Origin of the sequence: Aureisphaera galaxeae (assembly GCF_028561275.1) — a bacterium.
Classification (GTDB): domain Bacteria; phylum Bacteroidota; class Bacteroidia; order Flavobacteriales; family Flavobacteriaceae; genus Aureisphaera; species Aureisphaera galaxeae.
In genome coordinates this window covers 141,157-160,148 of the sequence record NZ_JAQQTF010000010.1, presented here as the reverse complement: position 1 = coordinate 160,148, position 18,992 = coordinate 141,157, and the positions used below count along the sequence as shown (strand labels likewise).

16 protein-coding genes are annotated in these 18,992 nt (G+C 42.2%); 10 read left to right on the top strand and 6 right to left on the bottom strand.

All coding sequences use genetic code 11. The annotated features are described in order from the left end of the window. Positions 1 to 60: 60 nt before the first annotated feature. The 9 genes from porU (at position 61) to POV27_RS16355 (ending at position 12,249) form a co-directional block, all read left to right on the top strand. Positions 61 to 3,912 carry a type IX secretion system sortase PorU gene (gene porU / locus POV27_RS16395; RefSeq protein WP_272863877.1) on the top strand — a complete coding sequence of 1,284 codons (3,852 nt, stop codon included), beginning with the start codon at positions 61 to 63 and terminating at the stop codon, positions 3,910 to 3,912. 35 nt (positions 3,913 to 3,947) lie between these two features. After that, positions 3,948 to 5,099, top strand: a complete 1,152-nt coding sequence (gene porV / locus POV27_RS16390) for a type IX secretion system outer membrane channel protein PorV (protein ID WP_272863876.1) — start codon at positions 3,948 to 3,950, stop codon at positions 5,097 to 5,099. A gap of 2 nt (positions 5,100 to 5,101) precedes the next feature. Then, positions 5,102 to 5,584, top strand: coding sequence for a cytidine deaminase (cdd, locus tag POV27_RS16385; RefSeq protein ID WP_272863875.1), 483 nt, complete (start codon positions 5,102 to 5,104; stop codon positions 5,582 to 5,584). Positions 5,585 to 5,718: 134 nt separating this feature from the next. Continuing rightward, positions 5,719 to 6,717: a pyruvate dehydrogenase (acetyl-transferring) E1 component subunit alpha gene (pdhA, locus tag POV27_RS16380; RefSeq protein ID WP_272863874.1), complete on the top strand. Its 999-nt coding sequence runs from the start codon at positions 5,719 to 5,721 to the stop codon at positions 6,715 to 6,717. Between the two features lie 3 nt (positions 6,718 to 6,720). Further along, positions 6,721 to 8,316, top strand: coding sequence for a pyruvate dehydrogenase complex dihydrolipoamide acetyltransferase (locus POV27_RS16375; protein ID WP_272863873.1), 1,596 nt, complete (start codon positions 6,721 to 6,723; stop codon positions 8,314 to 8,316). Between the two features lie 81 nt (positions 8,317 to 8,397). Further along, positions 8,398 to 9,081: an SDR family NAD(P)-dependent oxidoreductase gene (locus POV27_RS16370; protein ID WP_272863872.1), complete on the top strand. Its 684-nt coding sequence runs from the start codon at positions 8,398 to 8,400 to the stop codon at positions 9,079 to 9,081. Positions 9,082 to 9,083: 2 nt separating this feature from the next. Further along, a complete protein-coding gene (locus tag POV27_RS16365) occupies positions 9,084 to 9,680 on the top strand; it encodes a SprT-like domain-containing protein (protein ID WP_272863871.1) in 597 nt (198 codons plus the stop codon). 11 nt (positions 9,681 to 9,691) lie between these two features. Then, positions 9,692 to 10,771 (top strand): mannose-1-phosphate guanylyltransferase, encoded by a 1,080-nt coding sequence (locus POV27_RS16360; RefSeq protein ID WP_272863870.1) that lies wholly within the window; start codon positions 9,692 to 9,694, stop codon positions 10,769 to 10,771. An 11-nt stretch (positions 10,772 to 10,782) separates the two neighbouring features. Then, positions 10,783 to 12,249, top strand: a complete 1,467-nt coding sequence (locus POV27_RS16355) for a DUF389 domain-containing protein (RefSeq protein ID WP_272863869.1) — start codon at positions 10,783 to 10,785, stop codon at positions 12,247 to 12,249. Between the two features lie 2 nt (positions 12,250 to 12,251). Here POV27_RS16355 and POV27_RS16350 read toward each other — a convergent pair whose 3' ends face one another. The 4 genes from POV27_RS16350 to POV27_RS16335 form a co-directional block, all read right to left on the bottom strand. Further along, positions 12,252 to 13,016, bottom strand: coding sequence for an ABC transporter ATP-binding protein (locus tag POV27_RS16350; RefSeq protein ID WP_272863868.1), 765 nt, complete (start codon positions 13,014 to 13,016; stop codon positions 12,252 to 12,254). After that, entirely contained in the window at positions 13,016 to 13,753 is a 738-nt protein-coding gene (locus POV27_RS16345) for an MlaE family ABC transporter permease (protein ID WP_272863867.1), read from the bottom strand. The genes POV27_RS16350 and POV27_RS16345 overlap by 1 nt, the downstream gene beginning before the upstream one ends. 66 nt (positions 13,754 to 13,819) lie before the next feature. Then, positions 13,820 to 14,899: an alkaline phosphatase gene (locus POV27_RS16340; RefSeq protein ID WP_272863866.1), complete on the bottom strand. Its 1,080-nt coding sequence runs from the start codon at positions 14,897 to 14,899 to the stop codon at positions 13,820 to 13,822. 68 nt (positions 14,900 to 14,967) lie between these two features. Continuing rightward, positions 14,968 to 15,807 (bottom strand): glycosyltransferase family 2 protein, encoded by an 840-nt coding sequence (locus POV27_RS16335; protein ID WP_272863865.1) that lies wholly within the window; start codon positions 15,805 to 15,807, stop codon positions 14,968 to 14,970. Between the two features lie 45 nt (positions 15,808 to 15,852). On the opposite strand from POV27_RS16335, the gene POV27_RS16330 reads away from it, so the two are divergent. Continuing rightward, positions 15,853 to 17,400, top strand: coding sequence for a T9SS type A sorting domain-containing protein (locus tag POV27_RS16330; protein WP_272863864.1), 1,548 nt, complete (start codon positions 15,853 to 15,855; stop codon positions 17,398 to 17,400). A 1-nt stretch (position 17,401) separates the two neighbouring features. Here POV27_RS16330 and POV27_RS16325 read toward each other — a convergent pair whose 3' ends face one another. Together POV27_RS16325 and POV27_RS16320 are read right to left on the bottom strand one after the other, a co-directional pair. Next, a complete protein-coding gene (locus POV27_RS16325; protein WP_272863863.1) occupies positions 17,402 to 17,926 on the bottom strand; it encodes a class I SAM-dependent methyltransferase in 525 nt (174 codons plus the stop codon). A gap of 2 nt (positions 17,927 to 17,928) precedes the next feature. Next, positions 17,929 to 18,990, bottom strand: coding sequence for a 3-oxoacyl-ACP synthase III family protein (locus POV27_RS16320; protein WP_272863862.1), 1,062 nt, complete (start codon positions 18,988 to 18,990; stop codon positions 17,929 to 17,931). Positions 18,991 to 18,992: the final 2 nt, after the last annotated feature.

The window sequence follows — 18,992 nt, the reverse complement described above, 5'->3', positions numbered from 1 at the left end:
ATTGTCGAATAAAGTTTAAAAAACACCTATACTAAGTGTATATTTAATGCGTTATTTGTTATGATGAGAAAAATACTCCTTCTATTTTTTATAGGTTTAGGCGTAACCACAACGTATGCCCAAAAACAAGATATAACCATTCAGTGGGAAGAAGACCTTGAAAAGACGGACATTTCCCAAAGATCTGAAGACAAAGAGGAATATTCCCCTTTGAATCTGGTAATGAGGGAAAATGAGCATAGCTTTAGGTATCGATGGAAAGACAAAGGGTTGGCAAACACCCGATCGGCTCAAATTTCCAATATTGTTTATGGGAACCTTACTCCTAATGACCTTAAAAAAGTAAATAGAGCACTCGTCCCATCTACACCCACATTCGAATTACAAAGTTCGTATGGGCGGGACATCGTATATACCACTATTGAAATTTCCCCGATTGTAAATGTAAATGGACAGCTTAGGAAAATCCGGTCCTTTTCCGTGAATTATTCCTACGGCTCCCCCAGTGCGCGGGTAAATAGAACCCCCATCCAGAATTCTGTACTGGCTTCGGGACAGTGGTTCAAGTTTAGGGTGGAAAAAACAGGAGTGCACCGAATTACGCGCTCTTTCCTTAACGATTTGGGCGTGAATACCAACGGGATCGATCCAAGAACGATTAAAATATATGGTCATGGAGGAAAGCCTCTGCCTTTAATAAATGGTGATAATCTCTTTATGGATCTTCCCGAAAATGCCATTCAGGTAGTGGGGGAAGAGGATGGTAGCTTCGATAGTGGTGATTTTGTACTTTTCTATGGGATTAGCGTGGATGGCCGTTCGGATAAAAGTTTCGCGGAAAATGGAAGTAATCTCAACCCCTATAGTGATGAAGCGTATTATTATGTTACAGTAGGAGGGGCGCAAGGATTGCGGGTACAGCCAATGGTGCAGCCTTCTGGAAATGCTCCTACAATTATTGATACATTCCATGACTATCAGTTCCATGAGATAGATGACTTTAGTCCAGCTTTAGTGGGTAGGAAATGGTATGGGAACCGATTCGATATCGAAAATATGCAGACTTTCGAATTTACCTTTCCCAATATGATAGGTCAAGTGCCCATGAGAGTGAACGTGAATGCCGCTTCTGCCTCAGAAGTGTCAACAAGTATGTCGCTCTCCATAAATAATACGGCGCTCAATCCTTTAACATTCGTCCCATTACTAGGAAGTACGACCTTGCTGAGTGAGAATTTCTTTAATGGAGAATTCCCTGCTCCGGGGGGTCAGGGTACGGTGACAGTAGAATTGGAATATTTGAATGGAGGGAACCCTGCCAGTGTCGGATATCTGGATTACATAAATATTGAAGCCCTTCGTCGTTTGGAAGGCGTAAATGGACAGCTGTTGTTTCGAAATAACGATGTAGCCAACCAAACGGGTATTGGGGCATACCAAATAACCAATGCCTCTCAATTTAATCAGGTTTGGGATGTAACGGATCCTCAAAATATTAGATCTGTTGCCAATGAAAATAATGCGAGTCCCTTCAGTTTTAATGTAAATCTTGGAGAGTTAAGAGAATATGTGGCCGTTAATCCTAACGATTATTTCTCTCCCTCGCGAACGAACGATAGTAGAGTTCCGAATCAGAACCTGAAAGGAACCATATTGAATGACGGTTCCGGTAATTTTCAGGATATCGACTATCTAATAGTAACACCGTCGTTTTTAATTCAGCCTGCACTACGATTGGCAAATCACCATAAAAATGTAAACGGATTGAATGTAAAGGTGGTGACCACAGAACAGGTATACACAGAATTCAGTTCTGGAATGCAAGACATATCGGCCATTAGGAATTTGGTTCGATACATTTATGAAAATGCCTCTTCTCCAGATCGAAGGATTAAATACCTATGTATGTTTGGGGACACCTCGGTGGACATGAAGGATCGACTTTCGGGAAACAATAATATTGTTCCTACGTTCCATACAGTAAGCAGTAATGATTCCCTACTTTCTTTTATGTCCGATGATTTCTTCGGAATGATGGGAGAGGACGATGGTGGAATGAGCACAAACGATATTTTAGATATAGCAGTAGGTCGTATTCTGGCCGATAATGTTTCCTTGGCAAATACAATGGTAGACAAAGCTATTGCATATTCCTTGGCTCCTGCCTATGGAAACTGGAGAAATAACTTGGTTTTAGTATCGGACGATGTGGACAAAGCTGGAGAATTTCAGAGCTTGGAAGTAACACTTGATGGAATTGGAGATAGGATCACAGATGAGAAACCCTATATTAATGTAAAGAAGATTCACTCCGATGCGTTTCAACAAGAAACATCGGCAGGAGGGGATCGCTATCCCAAGGTAAACGAACAAATTATCAATGACATTGAATTGGGTGCTCTCATCTTGAATTATTTTGGGCATGGAGGAGAAGATGGTCTGGCCAGTGAGTTTATTTATACCAAAGACATTGCGAACAACCTTAAGAACGAAAACCGCTATCCTTGTATAGTAACAGTGACCTGTGAGTTCACCAAATTCGATAATCCCTTGAGAATTACAGCAGGAGAACTTACCTATTGGAACCCCGATGGGGGTGCCGTAGCTTTGATTACGACTACAAGAGCCATTCTTATTAGTACGGGAGTGGCAGTGAATGAAGCTTTAGCAGAAGATTTGTTCGGATTCGGGCTCGATATCCCCGTGCCGCCTTCTGAAGCGCTCCGTTTGACCAAAAACCGTATCACCAATCCAGATAAGAGGGTAGTGTTCTATGTAGGAGACCCAGCCATTCGTTTGGCATTCCCGAAGCAAAGTATCCGTATTACAGAACTGAATGATGAGCCTATTAGCTCTTCAACTGTGGTTTTGGAGGCCCTGAGTAAAGTGAAATTGGGTGGACAGGTGTTGGATGAGTCTGGAAATGTGCTGACCAATTACAACGGGGTTTTGGAAGCTAAGGTATTCGATAAGGATGTACAGCGCCAAACCCTGGGGAATGATGGGGAAACCGATAGTCAAGGGAACCTACTCATTTTAGATTTTAAGACACTAGGGGAAGTACTATTCAATGGAAAAGCTACTGTATTGAATGGGGAATTCGAATTCGAATTTGTGGTGCCTAGGGATATTCAAATTCCCGTAGGACAAGGAAAAGTGAGTCTTTATGCGAAACGAAATAGTGTGCTGGAAGACCAAACAGGCTTCAATCTGGATATACGTGTGGGAGGACTTAATGAAAATGCACCTACCGATAACCAAGGCCCGGAGATTCAGTTGTTCATGAATGATGAGTCCTTCATTTCTGGAGGAATCACCAATGATTCTCCCAATCTTATCGCCAAAATTTCTGATGAGAATGGAATTAATACAGCCAGTGGAATAGGTCATGATATTGTTGCCATTCTTGATGGTGATGAGACCAATCCCTTTGTATTGAATGAATATTATCAGGCCGAAGTAGACGACTTTACACAAGGAACGGCCAATTATAAATTAAGAAATCTCGAAGAAGGGTTGCATACCCTTACCTTAAAAGCATGGGATGTATACAATAATTCCTCAACCGCCGAAATTCAATTTATTGTTTTCGGAAATAATCAACTCGAAGTACGACGTGTGCTTAATTATCCGAATCCTTTTGTAGACTATACTGAATTCTGGTTCGAACACAACCGTCCATCGGAAATGCTCGATGTACAAGTGCAGATTTTTACGGTGACTGGAAAGGTAGTCCGGACCATAAATCAGAGCGTGATGTCCGATGGAGGACTGTCCCGTGAAATTGTTTGGGATGGGCTCGATGACTTCGGTGATAAAATCGGAAAAGGCGTCTATGTATACAAGCTTACTGTAAAATCCCCGTTAATTGATCAGCAAGTCGAAAAATTTGAAAAACTGGTCATCCTTTAAAAATTACAATTATATTTGCTCAAAATTTTCACCTCATGAAGAAACTTTTTATTCCAATTTTACTAGGATTACTAGTGTTTAAAGCGAATGCCCAGGAAAGTAATATAGATGATAGGGTAATTACAACAGGAGTACCCTTTCTATTGATTGCTGCCGATGCAAGATCTGGTGGTATGGCGGACATGGGAGTAGCGACTTCAGCTGATGCTTTTTCACAGCAGTGGAACCCAGCTAAGTATGCTTTCGCAATATCCAAGCAAGGAGTAGGTGTTACCTATACCCCTTACTTAAGTAATCTAGTAAATGACATCTTCCTTGGAAACTTATCTTATTATAACCGTATCAACGAGCGAAGTGCAGTTGCTGCCAGTTTTAGATACTTCAGTAATGGAGAAATCGAATTGCGTGAGACCTTCGATCAGGAGCCGCTTGTGGTAAAACCCAACGAATTAACCTTCGATGTGTCCTATGCCCTGCGATTAAGTGATCGCTTTGCTATGGCGGTAGCAGGTCGTTACATTCGTTCGGACCTGAAATTGCAGACGGCTAACGAAGATGCTTCTGCAGCGGGTTCTTTTGCGGTAGATGTGGCTGGATACTATCAGAGTGAGGAAATTGCTTATAATGATTTTGACGGTCGTTGGAGAGCTGGTTTCAACATCTCTAACATGGGACCAAAATTGAAATATGATGAAACGGGTCAGGAAAACAGCTTGCCAATCAATCTTGGATTGGGAGGTGGATTCGACTTCATCTTGGACGAGTACAACAAAATTGGTGTAAATGCTGAAGTGAACAAGCTTCTAGTACCTACTCCAAGCGATTCTAACGGAGATGGAGCGATTACCAGAGATGATGACTTCTACAATGAAAGCTTTGTAAGTGGAATGTTCTCTTCTTTCGGGGATGCACCTGATGGATTCGGAGAAGAGTTGAAAGAATTCACTTGGGCGTTGGGAGCTGAATACTGGTACCAAGATGTATTTGCTTTCAGAACAGGATATTTCAACGAAAGTGAAGAAAAGGGATCTAGAAAGTTCTTGTCACTAGGAGCTGGATTCCGTTATACTGCGATTAATATTGATATTTCATACTTGTTCTCTACTTCGAGAGTAAGAAGTCCATTAGAAGGAACACTTCGTTTCGGACTTACCTTCAACTTTGGAGACGAGTATACAGAATACTAGAAATGAAAAAACTGAAAATTGAAACAGAACTAGACGTTTTCGAATCTGTTTCTGAACTTTCAGAAGACATTCAACAATTAATGGATAAGGCGCACGAAGCACGAAAAAATGCTTATGCGCCTTATTCGCATTTTCAGGTAGGGGCGGCGATACTTCTAGATTCGGGAGAAGTCGTTACTGGAAACAATCAGGAAAACGCGGCCTTTCCTTCCGGACTCTGTGCCGAACGCGTAGCGGCATTCCATGCCGGGGCCACCTATCCCAATGCTAAATTTACAGCAATGGCGCTTACGGCAGGTTCCTTAAAACAGGAAACCAAAGTCCCCATACCTCCCTGCGGAGCCTGTAGACAATCCCTAGCCGAATACGAGGTAAAACAGGAGGCGCCCATTCCTATCTATTTTATGGGAGCTTCAGGGAAAGTGGTCAAGGCACAGTCGGTAAAAGACCTGCTTCCCCTTATTTTCGATCACTCTTATTTATAGGCCTTTTATGGCAATTTTATTTTCGACAACGTTTTCGCTCGTTTTTTCAGAAAATGAGGTTTTGTAGTACCTAAGAATGTAGTATTTTTGTTATTCTGAAAAAATTTTTCAGGCGAATATTTAGCGTTTACTCAATGAAAAAAATAACCAAACAAACTTATCTTCAGTGGTATGAGGATATGCTTTTCTGGCGCAAGTTCGAGGACAAACTAGCACAAGTATATATCAAACAAAAAGTTCGAGGTTTTCTTCACCTATACAATGGTCAAGAAGCTGTTTTAGCGGGAGCATTGCATGCAATGGACCTTAGCAAAGACAAAATGATCACGGCTTATAGAAATCACGTGCAACCCATCGGTATGGGAGTGGATCCCAAAAAAGTGATGGCAGAGCTTTACGGAAAAGCTACAGGAACTTCTCAAGGATTGGGAGGATCTATGCACATTTTTTCCAAAGAACATGGATTTTATGGTGGTCACGGTATTGTAGGGGGACAGATTCCTTTAGGAGCTGGCCTTGCATTTGGAGACAAGTATGCGGGCCGCGATGGTGTTACGCTTACTTTTATGGGAGACGGTGCTACACGACAAGGTTCGTTGCATGAAACCTTTAACTTGGCCATGCTTTGGAACCTACCTGTTGTATTCTGTGTAGAAAACAATGGTTATGCCATGGGAACTTCGGTAGAACGTACCGCCAACCATACCGACATTTGGAAATTAGGATTGGGATACGAAATGCCTTGTCGTCCCGTGGATGGTATGAAACCTGAAGTAGTGGCGAAAGAATTGGATGAAGCCATTACCCGAGCAAGAACCGGAGGAGGTCCAACATTCTTGGAGATTCGTACCTATCGTTATAGAGGACACTCTATGAGTGATGCGCAACATTATCGTACCAAAGAAGAAGTAGAGAAGATGCGTGATGAAGATCCTATTAGCTACGTACTTGATATTATCTACAAAAAGAAATACGCAACCGAAGAAGAAATCGCAGTTATCGACAAGCGCGTGAAGGATCTGGTAACCGAATGCGAGAAGTTCGCAGATGAGTCTCCATATCCAGAGAAAAACGTGATGTACGATGTGGTTTACGAACAAGAAGATTATCCATTTTTACCTCATAAATTATAAACTATGGCAGAAGTAATTACCATGCCCCGTTTGAGCGATACCATGGAAGAAGGTACCGTTGCCACTTGGCTTAAAAAAGTGGGGGACAAAGTGGAAGAAGGAGATATACTTGCCGAGATTGAAACGGACAAGGCCACAATGGAATTTGAGTCCTTTTACGAAGGAACCTTACTGCACATTGGTGTTGGTGAAGGTGAAACGGCAAACGTGGACGCCCTTTTGGCCATTATTGGGGAAGAGGGAGAAGATATTTCTGGACTTCTTTCTGGTGATGTGTCAGCCAAAGAAGCGGAAGATACTGTTGCCGAAACTTCAAGTGAAGCACCAGCCGAGGAAGCTTCAACCGGAGGAGATCTTCCTGAAGGGGTGGAAATCATTACCATGCCACGCTTAAGTGATACCATGGAAGAAGGAACCGTAGCCACCTGGTTAAAGAAGGAAGGCGACGCGGTTGAAGAAGGGGATATCCTTGCCGAGATCGAAACGGACAAGGCCACGATGGAGTTTGAATCTTTCTACAGCGGGACCCTGCTTAAAATAGGTATTCAAGAAGGTGAAACCGCAAAGGTAGATGCCTTGTTGGCCATTATTGGACCTGCTGGAACCGATGTTTCTGGCGTTTCTATAAGTGCAAAACCAACAGCGCCAGCGCCTAAAGAAGAGAAAAAAGCGCCGACTCCTGCACCTGAAGCACCTAAAGAGGCACCGAAAGCGGAAGCTCCTAAGGTAACAACCCAAACTTCGGGAGGAAGAATATTTGCTTCTCCTTTGGCTAAGAAATTGGCAGAGGAAAAGGGAATCGATCTTTCTCGCGTACAAGGTTCTGGGGAAAATGGGCGTATCATAAAAAGAGATATAGAGAACTATCAACCAAGTGCTGCGACAGCAGGCGTTCCTGCTTATATTCCTGTTGGGGAAGAAAGCTGGGATGAGGTGAACAATTCGCAAATGCGTAAGACCATTGCGAAACGATTGGGCGAATCTAAATTCACCGCTCCGCATTATTACCTTACGGTTGAGTTCGATATGGATACGGCTATCGCCTCTAGAAAGGCTATTAATTCCGATCCCGATGTGAAGATATCCTTTAACGATATGATCGTTAAAGCATGTGCTATGGCACTGAGAAAGCACCCAAGAGTGAATTCTACGTGGGCGGATAAGACTACCAAAATTGCGAAGCATATCCATATTGGTGTTGCTGTGGCGGTTGAAGATGGCTTAGTGGTTCCTGTATTGAAATTCGCCGACCAGATGACCTTCTCACAAATAGGAGCTTCGGTGAAAGAATTGGCAGGAAAGGCCCGTAATAAGAAATTGACGCCAGATGAAATGCAAGGAAGTACCTTTACCGTTTCCAATTTGGGAATGTTCGGTATTAAGGAGTTTACTTCTATTATCAATCAGCCAAACTCCGCCATCCTATCAGTAGGGGCCATCATTCAGAAACCTGTGGTAAAGAATGGAGCCATTGCTATTGGAAATACCATGACGGTTACCCTAGCGTGCGATCATAGAACGGTAGATGGAGCGACAGGAGCAGCCTTCCTACAGACATTACGAAACTATATAGAAAATCCTGTGACCATGTTTGTTTAAATGCATCGGGAACCAAATTTTATAGAGCCTTGTAACGTTTCGTTGCAAGGCTTTTTCAATAAAGAATAGTATCTTTCACTTATGAAGAAAAACATCATTATCACTGGAACCAGTAGGGGAATAGGCTATGAATTGGTAGGATTATTGGCAGATACAAAACATGAAGTCTTGGCCCTTTCCAGAAATGAAGTTCCGATTTCGGGCATGGGAGTCACCAATTGCCATTGTTTTCCTTGCGATATCACCGATCCTAAGGATATAAAGAAAGTGCCCGCCTTTATTAAGGAAAAATGGGGCAAGGTCGATATTCTTATCAATAATTCGGGCTATTTGGTGAACAAGCCTTTTTCCAAATTGAAAAAAGAGGATTTCCAATATTCCTATGATGTAAATGTTTTTGGTGCAGCCGCGTTAACACAGGCTGTATTGCCTTTTATGGAGAAGGATGGACATGTCGTCAATATTAGCAGTATGGGAGGCATACAGGGAAGTCTAAAATTTCCCGGTTTGGCAGCTTACAGTAGTAGCAAGGGAGCGCTTATCACCCTTACAGAAGTATTGGCCGAAGAGTACAAGGAGAGCGGCCCTGCATTCAATGCATTGGCGTTAGGTGCCGTTCAAACAGAAATGTTAGAGGAAGCTTTCCCGGGATTCAAAGCACCTGTTACCGCAAAGGAAATGGCCCAATACATTATGGATTTCGCCTTAACTGGAAATCAGTTTTACAATGGGAAAATCCTTCAGGTATCCAATAGCACGCCTTAATAATGGATAATATCCTTTCCAAATACATTCCTTCTGCCGCAGTTCCTGGGGCATTGGAATTGCTCAAAAACCATAAGGTTCATCTTAAGATCGTAAATGAACGTGTAACACGTCATGGGGATTATCGCAAAATGCCCAATGGGCAACATCAAATCACGGTGAACTCCAATCTAAACCCGTATCGCTTTACCATCACCCTTATTCATGAAATAGCACATTTGGTAGCTTTTACACAATACGGGAGGGCGATTAAACCGCATGGAAAGGAATGGAAACTCACTTTTCAACAATTAATGCTGCCTTTCATTAGGCCAGAGGTTTTTCCAAATTCCCTCTTGCCTTTATTAGCAAATCATTTCAGGAATCCGAAGGCCAGTAGCGATACCGATGCTAAATTATCGTTAGCATTAAAGCAATATGATCCGCCCAACGATAAAAACTATATCTTTGAAATTCCGTACGGAGGCACCTTTCGTTTATACAATGGAAAAGTGTTTAAAAGGGGTAACAAAAGAGTAAAACGTTACGAATGTGTAGAAGTAGCCACAGGGCGCGTGTATCTTTTTAATCCCAATGCAGAAGTAGAGTTCTTGAAATAAAATAGATAGTATTGAATACCAATTATTACGCTGTGATCATGGCTGGGGGCATAGGATCCCGTTTTTGGCCTGTGAGTACCTCAGAGTTTCCTAAGCAATTTCACGATATGTTAGGAACGGGGAAGACCCTGTTGCAACAAACCTTCTCTCGATTAACCCATGATATTCCATCTGGGAATGTTCAAATTTTGACCAATGAGCGCTATCTGGATCTTTGCCTGGAACAATTGCCCGATATAGATGCTTCGCAGGTGGTCTTGGAGCCAGCCATGCGGAATACGGCACCCTGTATTTTGTTGTCTGCACTCAAAATTCATAAGGAGAATCCCGATGGAGTGATGATTGTGGCGCCTAGTGATCATTGGATTGAAGACGAAGATGCCTTTCGGAAGGACGTGAAAACCTGCTTTGAGGCCTGTGCTTCGAATGATATTTTAGTTACCCTTGGAATACATCCTACCTTTCCCAATACCGGTTATGGTTATATTGAAAGTGATAAAGAAGATGATTCTACTCTTAAAAAGGTGTTGCAGTTTCGGGAAAAGCCGGATTATGAAACGGCCAAGCAGTTCATTGCCGAAGGAAATTTCTTTTGGAATGCTGGGATCTTTATGTGGAGTGTAAAGAGTATTGTAGCCGCCTTTAAAGAACTTATGCCAGAGATGTATGCTGCCTTAAATGAAGGGTATACGGTTCTGAACACAACAGAAGAAAAAGGATTTGTCGATAAAAATTATCCCAATGTCGAAAACATTTCCATAGACTTCGCCATTATGGAAAAAGCCAACAATGTTTTGGTAAAAAAGGCTACCTTCGATTGGAATGATCTTGGGACTTGGGGAGCCCTTCACGATAAAATTACCGAAACTGCTAATGAAAATGCAGTCGTTCGGGCCACTCCACACCTTAAGAATGCAGCGGGGAATATGATCTATACGGCTACCGATAAATTGGTGGTGGTAGATGGATTAAACGATTATATCGTTGTGGATAAAGAAAATGTTTTAATGATCTTTCCGAAGGAAAAGGAACAGGATATAAAACAACTACTCAACGAAGTAAAAGAAAATTTCGGCGAAGAATACACCTAAAATAATACCTTATGGAGGAAGCAGATAAGGAGAAGGAAATTGCAAAAGAGAAAGAGATTGCACAGCAAAAAGAAGCCGTGCGTCAGGATGTTAAAGGGCTTTGGCAAAGTATAAAAACCTTTGTGTTAGAATTGCTCGACTTTAGGGCAGATACGGATCGCGAAAGTACCATAGATGCCATTAAAAATGACATTCCCTTTAAAGGTGCAACGGCTTGGATTCTCATTTGTTCCATCTTTGTCGCTTCGGTAGGGCTCAATGCCAACTCGACGGCAGTGGTAATTGGAGCGATGTTAATTTCTCCATTGATGGGCCCTATTTTGGGAATAGGGATGTCCATTGCCATTAACGATATCTTCACCCTTAGAAAATCCCTTATCAATTTTGGGGTGATGGTTGTCCTCAGTGTTGTGACTGCTTTCCTTTTCTTTTGGATATTCCCCCTTCGTGAAGAAACCTCCGAATTGCTTGGAAGAACAAAACCGGATATTCGTGATGTACTCATTGCCTTCTTTGGTGGTTTGGCATTGATCATAGCCCGAACCAAAAAAGGAACCATTGCCAGTGTAATCTTTGGGGTGGCAATTGCAACAGCCCTGATGCCACCACTCTGTACCGTGGGGTATGGTTTGGCAGAAGCCTTTATTGGCAATGGCAAAGGATTGGGGTTTGCGGGAGGCGCGATGTACCTGTTCATTATCAACACCATTTTTATCGCTTTGGCAACCTTCTTGGTATTAAAGCTACTGCGTTTCCCAATGATTAAATATGCGAATTCCGTTCGAAGAAAGAACATTGCGCGATTCGCCTCTTTTGTGGCCCTTTTGGTGATGATCCCAGCTGGGATTACCTTCTACAATGTACTAAAGGAAAGTACCTTCAAGAATTCTGCAAAACGCTTTATTGAAACAGAATTGGAAGCACTACCCAATGCTCCATACATAAAGAAATATGCCACGTATACCTTCAGTAGAAATGATATCTCGAGTATTGATTTAACCTCTTTTGGTACCGATCAGATTTCGGGAGAAACCTTGGATGTACTTCGCGCTCGGATGCTTACGTATAGTGCCTTAAAGGATGCTAAGCTCAATTTAAACCAGAGTTCTACAGACAATAGTTTTGAAGATGAAGTGCGTTATATGGAAGAACTTCGATCCCGAGATTCATTGGATCTGCTATCAAAAAACCAAAAGATTATCTTTTTGGAAGAGAAAGTGGCAGAGTTGAGCAAGTTGGAAAAGGATCAGATTCCCTTTAAAAACCTATGCGATGAAGCGAAGATCAATTATGAAAACCTTCGAAGCTTGAGTTATTCCAAAACGTTGATTTCCAATCTTGAAAAGATCGACACCATGGCGACATTCACTGCAAGATGGTCCGATTCCATAGATGCAGCTACCATTAATAAGGATAGAACAAGATTGTATACTTGGTTGAAGTTTAAATTGGCTAAGGATACCTTGGTGCTGAAATAGGATTACCCTTCCTTGATCTGTACATCCCGAATCTTTTTGAAAAGGTCCGAAGAGTACACAAAGTCTGTCACATCCTTGTTGTCTGTTTTGAAGATTTGGGTATTGTCCCCTTGCCAGGCCAGATTCCCTTTTTGAAGAAATACGATCTTCTCACCAATCTCCATCACGGAGTTCATATCGTGGGTATTGATGACCGTGGTGATATTGTATTCCCTAGTAATTTCTTGAATAAGATTATCGATAAGGATCGCCGTTCTTGGGTCCAAACCAGAATTGGGCTCATCGCAGAACAAATACTTCGGATTGTTCACTATAGCGCGGGCAATAGCCACCCGTTTTTGCATTCCCCCAGAGATTTCGGAAGGATATTTTTTATTCACATTCTCAAGGTTAACACGTGCCAGCACTTCATTTACCCGATCCAGCATTTCCGATTTCTTCTTTTTGGAAAACATACGGAGTGGAAACATCACGTTTTCCTCGATATTCATGGAATCGAATAGGGCACTTCCTTGAAATACCATGCCCATATTTTCACGTAAGCGTCTTTTTTCCTCTTCGTCCATATCTTGAATGGCTCGATCTTCGAAAATAATTCGCCCATCTTCGGGCTCGAAAAGACCTAATAGACATTTCAAGAAAACAGTTTTACCACTACCACTTTGCCCAATAATGAGGTTGGTTTTACCCTTGTCGAAAGTGGTGCTCAACCCCTTTAGGATATGCTCGCTACCAAAGCTCTTATGTAGATTTTCAACAGTAATCATTAGCTTAGGAGTAAAGAGGTTACAATATAGTTCGTCAAAATAATAAGCACACTGGTCCAAACAAAGGAATTGGTGCTGGCCTTTCCTACCTCCAAAGCACCTCCCTTCATAAAGTAGCCTTGCCAGGAGGGAACAGTTGCCAGAATAAAGGCGAAGACGAAGGTTTTAATAAAGGCATAAATTACGTGGAAGGTAATGAAGTCTTCCTGTAACCCTTGAATAAAAGCTTCCGAGGTACTAAAACCACCGTACACACCAGCTACCCATCCGCCAAGAATTCCCAAGAACATGGAAATGGCAATGACAAAAGGATAGAATAATAGTGCTATTACTTTCGGGAATACGAGATAATTGAGGGAATTGATTCCCATCACTTCCAAAGCGTCTATTTGCTCTGTAACTCGCATGGAACCGATACTAGAAGTAATGAACGATCCCATTTTACCAGCCATGATAATGGAAATGAATGTAGGTGCGAACTCCAAAATGATCGACTGTCGTGTGGCAAACCCTACCAAGTATTCGGGGATTAAGGGATTATCAATGTTGAGTGCCGTTTGTATGGCTACAACCCCACCTACGAAGAAGGAGATAAAAGCTACGATTCCCAAAGAATTGATAATAAGCTCATCTACTTCCTTCAATACCAATTCGCGCAAAACCGAACCTTTGGTAGGTCGGCTAAATACGTCTTTCAGCATTAAGAAATAGGAGCCAATATCGTGTAGGTACTTCATAAGTGGCGATCTGTTGCTAAAGTAACAAAATTAGACGAGTGTTTTCTTTGAAAGGAGTCCAGTGGACTACTTGCCGAAAACGGCCATCATTTTATGGTAGATCTCAGTGTTTTCATAAATCCCACCGAAGTTTTCTGATCCTGGTCCCATGGCAAATACAGGTACCATAGTAGCCGAATGACCAGTGGTAGAGAAGCTAGGGGCAATTTCGTTATAATTTCCCTCTTTTGGGGATAAGGTAAAACCACCTGTTTCATGATCTGCCGTAACAATAACAAGGGTTTCTCCATTTGCTTCCGCAAAGTCGAGCACCTTGCCAATCGTGGTGTCGAAGTCCAATAACTCACCAATGAGGTAATCGGCATCGTTGTCATGACCTCCCCAATCTATCTGTGATCCTTCGATCATTAGGAAAAAGCCATTGTCGTTTTCTGAAAGGTGTTCTATAGCTAGTTGTGCCGCTTGTGGTAAGAAATCCCCGCGGGTTTCCATCGTGGGCATTCCTCCTTGTGCTAAAAGGAATCCCTGTTTACCATCGGTTTTCTTGCTTAGCGCAACGGTGTCCATGGCAAAACCTTTGGTCTCTAATTCGGCAATCATATCGATGCTGTCCTTTCTTTTATTGAAGAACTTCAATCCCCCTCCGGCAAAGAAATCAATTCCAGATTTAGGTAAATAACTGGCAATGGTTTCTTCATCTCGGCGACTCTTGCTATGCGCATAAAATGCTGCGGGTGTTGCATGGGTAATAGCAGAAGTGGAGATTACGCCGGTAGCAATGTCCCTTTCCGATACGTGCTCCACAATGGTTTTTACATCCATAGAGTCCGTATCTACTCCGACAGCGCCGTTATAGGTTTTTATACCGCTGGCAAAGGCAGTAGCTCCTGCAGCCGAGTCGGTAATGAGTTTGTCTGCAGCCGAGGTCTTTATAAGTCCAACAGTCGGGAAACGTTCAAAGTTGGACGCACTTTCCTTAAAGAATAGACTTGCAGAAACTTCACTTAAGCCCATTCCATCCCCGACCAATAAAATGATATTCTTGGGGCCTTTTGGGGTTTCGGTCTCTTGGGGTGTAACTTCTTTTTCTCCCGAATTACAGGAGAACAAGCCTAGGGCGATAACGAGTAGCAGTAATTTTTTCATACAACAAATTTGTAGCTTCAAAAATACAGATAATGTTCGATTCGGAATGTTAAGATTGCGTTGGTAATTTAGAAGACTTTTTTCCGAATTCCTTTCCATCGGAGACTTCGTATAAAAGCACCTTCCTGCTGCGTAACTATATAGTCCTTGGGTGTCTTAAGGAAGCTATTAATACAACCGAAGAAATAGCTAATTCTTCCTTTTTTAAGAGCCAATTTTCCAGCGGCTATGAAAGTAAGCCAGAAACCATAGCGCATTTTTCTGAAGGCCTCTCCTTGCTTTTTGGCGTCCTTCGAGGCATATTGCTGCCCCGTGGGTTTTAAATGCTTTACATGGAGCGTGGTATCCGTTGCGCTTTGCCAACCGTGATAACTTGCCAACAAACCATCTACCGTGTCCCAGCCAATAGACTTTTTTAGTCCGCCAATGGCTTCAAAACAGGCCTTTCGGTACAATTTAATGGGGCCTCGAACTTTGGTTTTCTCCGATATGTTTTCATACACCCACACCCCTTCTTTTTCAATGTATAGATTTCCACCGGCTAGACCAATTTTTGGGGAAGATTGAAAAAGTGCTGCCATATTTTCAAAGTAATTCGAGGGTAGTATAAGGTCGGCATCGAATTTCCCGATGAGATCGAAGTCACCCTTAAGCAATGCATAGCCTTTGTAAAAAGCATTGATTACTTTGGATCCAGGTTCGTGTTGTGCCGAAGATTCCAAGGAAATGGTCTGGATACATGAATGTTGTGAAGCGTATTCGTCGATGATTTTTTGAGAGCCATCCGTAGAGTGATCATTCACCAAAACCACTGTTTCCGGTAGAAAACTTTGACTAAGAAGGGAGTCCAGCATGGTGGGAAGATGAGCTTCCTCATTATGAATTGGGATGACAATGGCTATTCTCACGCTTTAAAAGTAGGACAATATTGGTATCTTTAGAAAAAATAATGTATGAAAACACTACTACTTTCTACATGCCTTATGATTTCATCACTGATCTCCGGTCAGGTATATGGCGTTTTGGATTACGAATACATTGCCGAAGTGCAAGGGGGATTCAAGGTGTTTCTCGATACCGAAGACTGGTTTGGCTACGCAGTGGAGGCCATTGGCGATCTAAACCAAGATGGATTTCAGGATATAGCCGTAGGCACAATAAAGGATGATGATGGAGGATTCAATCATGGAGCTGTATACATCCTTTTCTTGGATGCCAATGGAGCGGTTATAACGCACCAAAAAATAAGTGACACCGAAGGTGGTTTTCTTGGACAATTGGATGAATGGGATATCTTCGGAACTTCCATTTCCTATTTGGGCGATATGAATGGCGATGGTCTTGTAGAAATTGGCGTAGGGGCAGAATATGATGGAGATGGCGGAATATGGAGAGGTGCCGTTTGGATACTATCCCTCAATTCTGACGGAACAGTGGCTGCCTATACCAAGATAAGTGATACCGAAGGAAACTTTTTAGCCCCGTTGGAAGACCGTGATGTATTTGGGACCGACATTGAATTGTTAGGGGATTTTAATGGCGATGGAAATCAGGATATCGCTGTTTCAGCGAGAAGGGATCAAAGTAGGGGAGCCGTTTATATTTTGTTTTTGAATGACGATTTTACAGTGGATTCGTATCAAGAAATAAGCAGTGGTACCGGAGGTTTTGACGTGACACTGGATTTGCAAGATTATTTTGGGGGTTCTGTGGCAAATATAGGTGACCTAGATGGAGATGGTGTAATCGATTTGGCCGTGGGAGCCTATCGGGATGATGATGGAGGATCCAATAGGGGAGCTGTGTATATTCTGTTTATGAATGAAGACGGAACTGTGGCAAGCCATCAGAAAATAAGTGATACTGAAGGTAATTTCGATGCAGGTTTTAATGGGAATATGTTCTTTGGAAAGTCAATTGATTATGCGGGCGATATAAATAATGATGAGCGAGTGGATATTGTAGTGGGAGCAAGGGGTTTCTGGGGAGAAAATGCTGGAAACTTTGGAGCTTTTTTCATAATAAATTTGAACAATGATGGTACCGTACATGACTATGTCATGTATACCGAAGGCCTTCACAACTTCGATGGGGATATCAACCCTCAGGATTCTTTTGGCTTTTCGGTTTCTCATATGTATGATGCTACAGCCGATACACATTCCATTATTTCCGGTGCGTTTGCGGATGAGGTAGGAAGCCCTGAAGAAGGCAGTGTTTGGACCTTGAAATTGGGAGGCATATTGGAGATAACTGAGGTAGAAAATAATCTGGGACTTGCTTTAGCGCCCAATCCAACACGTAATGCTTTTCGTCTTTCGAACATAGACGGGATTGAAAAAATAGCGGTTTACGATATGAGTGGAAAGCAATTGGTTGCCTACCAGCCTGCACAAACGGGAAATTATTTCGATGTTTCCTACTTATCTGTAGGACATTATTTGGTGGAAGTTATGAATGAGCAAGGGGAAATGGCTCGTTTCAAAATCATCAAAGAATAAATTACTTTATCCTTTCGGCATAGACGAGGTAATAGCGGGGTGTAAAACGCCTAAGAATAGGACGAATCCCTACTTTACGCACAGGATTGGTGAATTTTTCGCTCTTTTTAATGCGCCAACCGGCTTTTTCCAATAACCAATCAAATTGCCAATCTTCGAACTCGTGGTAATGACGATCCCGTTCATCTGTTTTGCTCCGATAGGCAGAGGCAAACCATAACTTTAAAGGAACAGAAGCCACTAATTTTTTGGCTTTGATATCATTAATAACATTGAAAGGAGACACCAAATGTTCGAAAATTTCGAAGGCTGTCACCACATCATACGTATCTGTTTGTACTGCCTCGGTATCCAAATCGAGATCTTCTCCCTTGGTGTTGGTAACATTGAAGCCCTCTTTGATCAGAATTTCTGAAAATGGATTAGTAACCCCCAAATCTAAAATGGATTCATCTGTAGAAACGTAGTTCTTCAGGAATCGTAAGGTATGTTTGTAACGTTTCTTAGGATATTTTCCTTCGTACATAGTTAGATTCTGTAAACAATGGCATTGATGTTCATTCCTGCACCAACACTTGCAAAGATAACGATATCTCCCTTGCTTACTTCATGCCCCGTCAATTTTCCCTTGACTACCAAATCATATACAGTAGGTACCGTAGCAACACTGGAATTGCCCAATTTGTCTATGGTCATAGGCATTACATTTTCAGGCGGTTCTATGCCATATAGTTTGTAGAATCTTGCTATGATCGCCTCATCCATCTTTTCATTTGCCTGATGAATGAATACTTTCTTCACCTCTTCGATGCCCACACCGCTCTGATCCAAACAATCCTTCATAGCTTTGGGTACATTGCTCAAGGCGAATTCATATATTTTCCGGCCGTACATTTTAATGTATCGATTGGCGCCGTTGAGTCGATGATTATTAGACTCTCCAAAATATATAAAATGGGCTTCATCATAAGTGTATGTAGCACTGCAATGACCTAGAATGTCACTTTCACTGGATTCATTGATTTCCAATACCACAGCTCCGGCTCCATCACTATAGATCATAGAATCCCTATCATGTTGATCTATGACACGGGAAAGAGCTTCGGCACCAACGACCAAGCATTTTTTAGCCATTCCGGCTTTCATGAATGCCTGCGCTTGTATCATTCCTTCAACCCATCCCGGACATCCAAAAAGGACATCATATGCCACGCAGGAAGGGTTTTTAATACGGAGTAAGTGTTTTACCCTTGAGGCCAAACTGGGAACGGTATCGCTTTGTCGCGTTCCGTGCTTTACATCTCCATAGTTGTGAGCAACGATAATGTAATCTAGGGTTTCCTTGTCAATATCAGCATCATCTATAGCTTTTTCCGCAGCAAAGTGCGCAATTTCTGAGGTTACTAATTTGTCCTTAATATAGCGTCGTTCTTCAATGCCAGTAATGGCCTTGAATTTTTTGATGATTACCTCGTTTTCATGTCCAAAAGGAGAGCCATCTTGATCGTAAAAGTCATGATTTTCAAATCCCTTATTGGAAGCTATTTTACTGGGAATAAAGCTTCCAATCCCCGTTATCTGTATGCCCATAA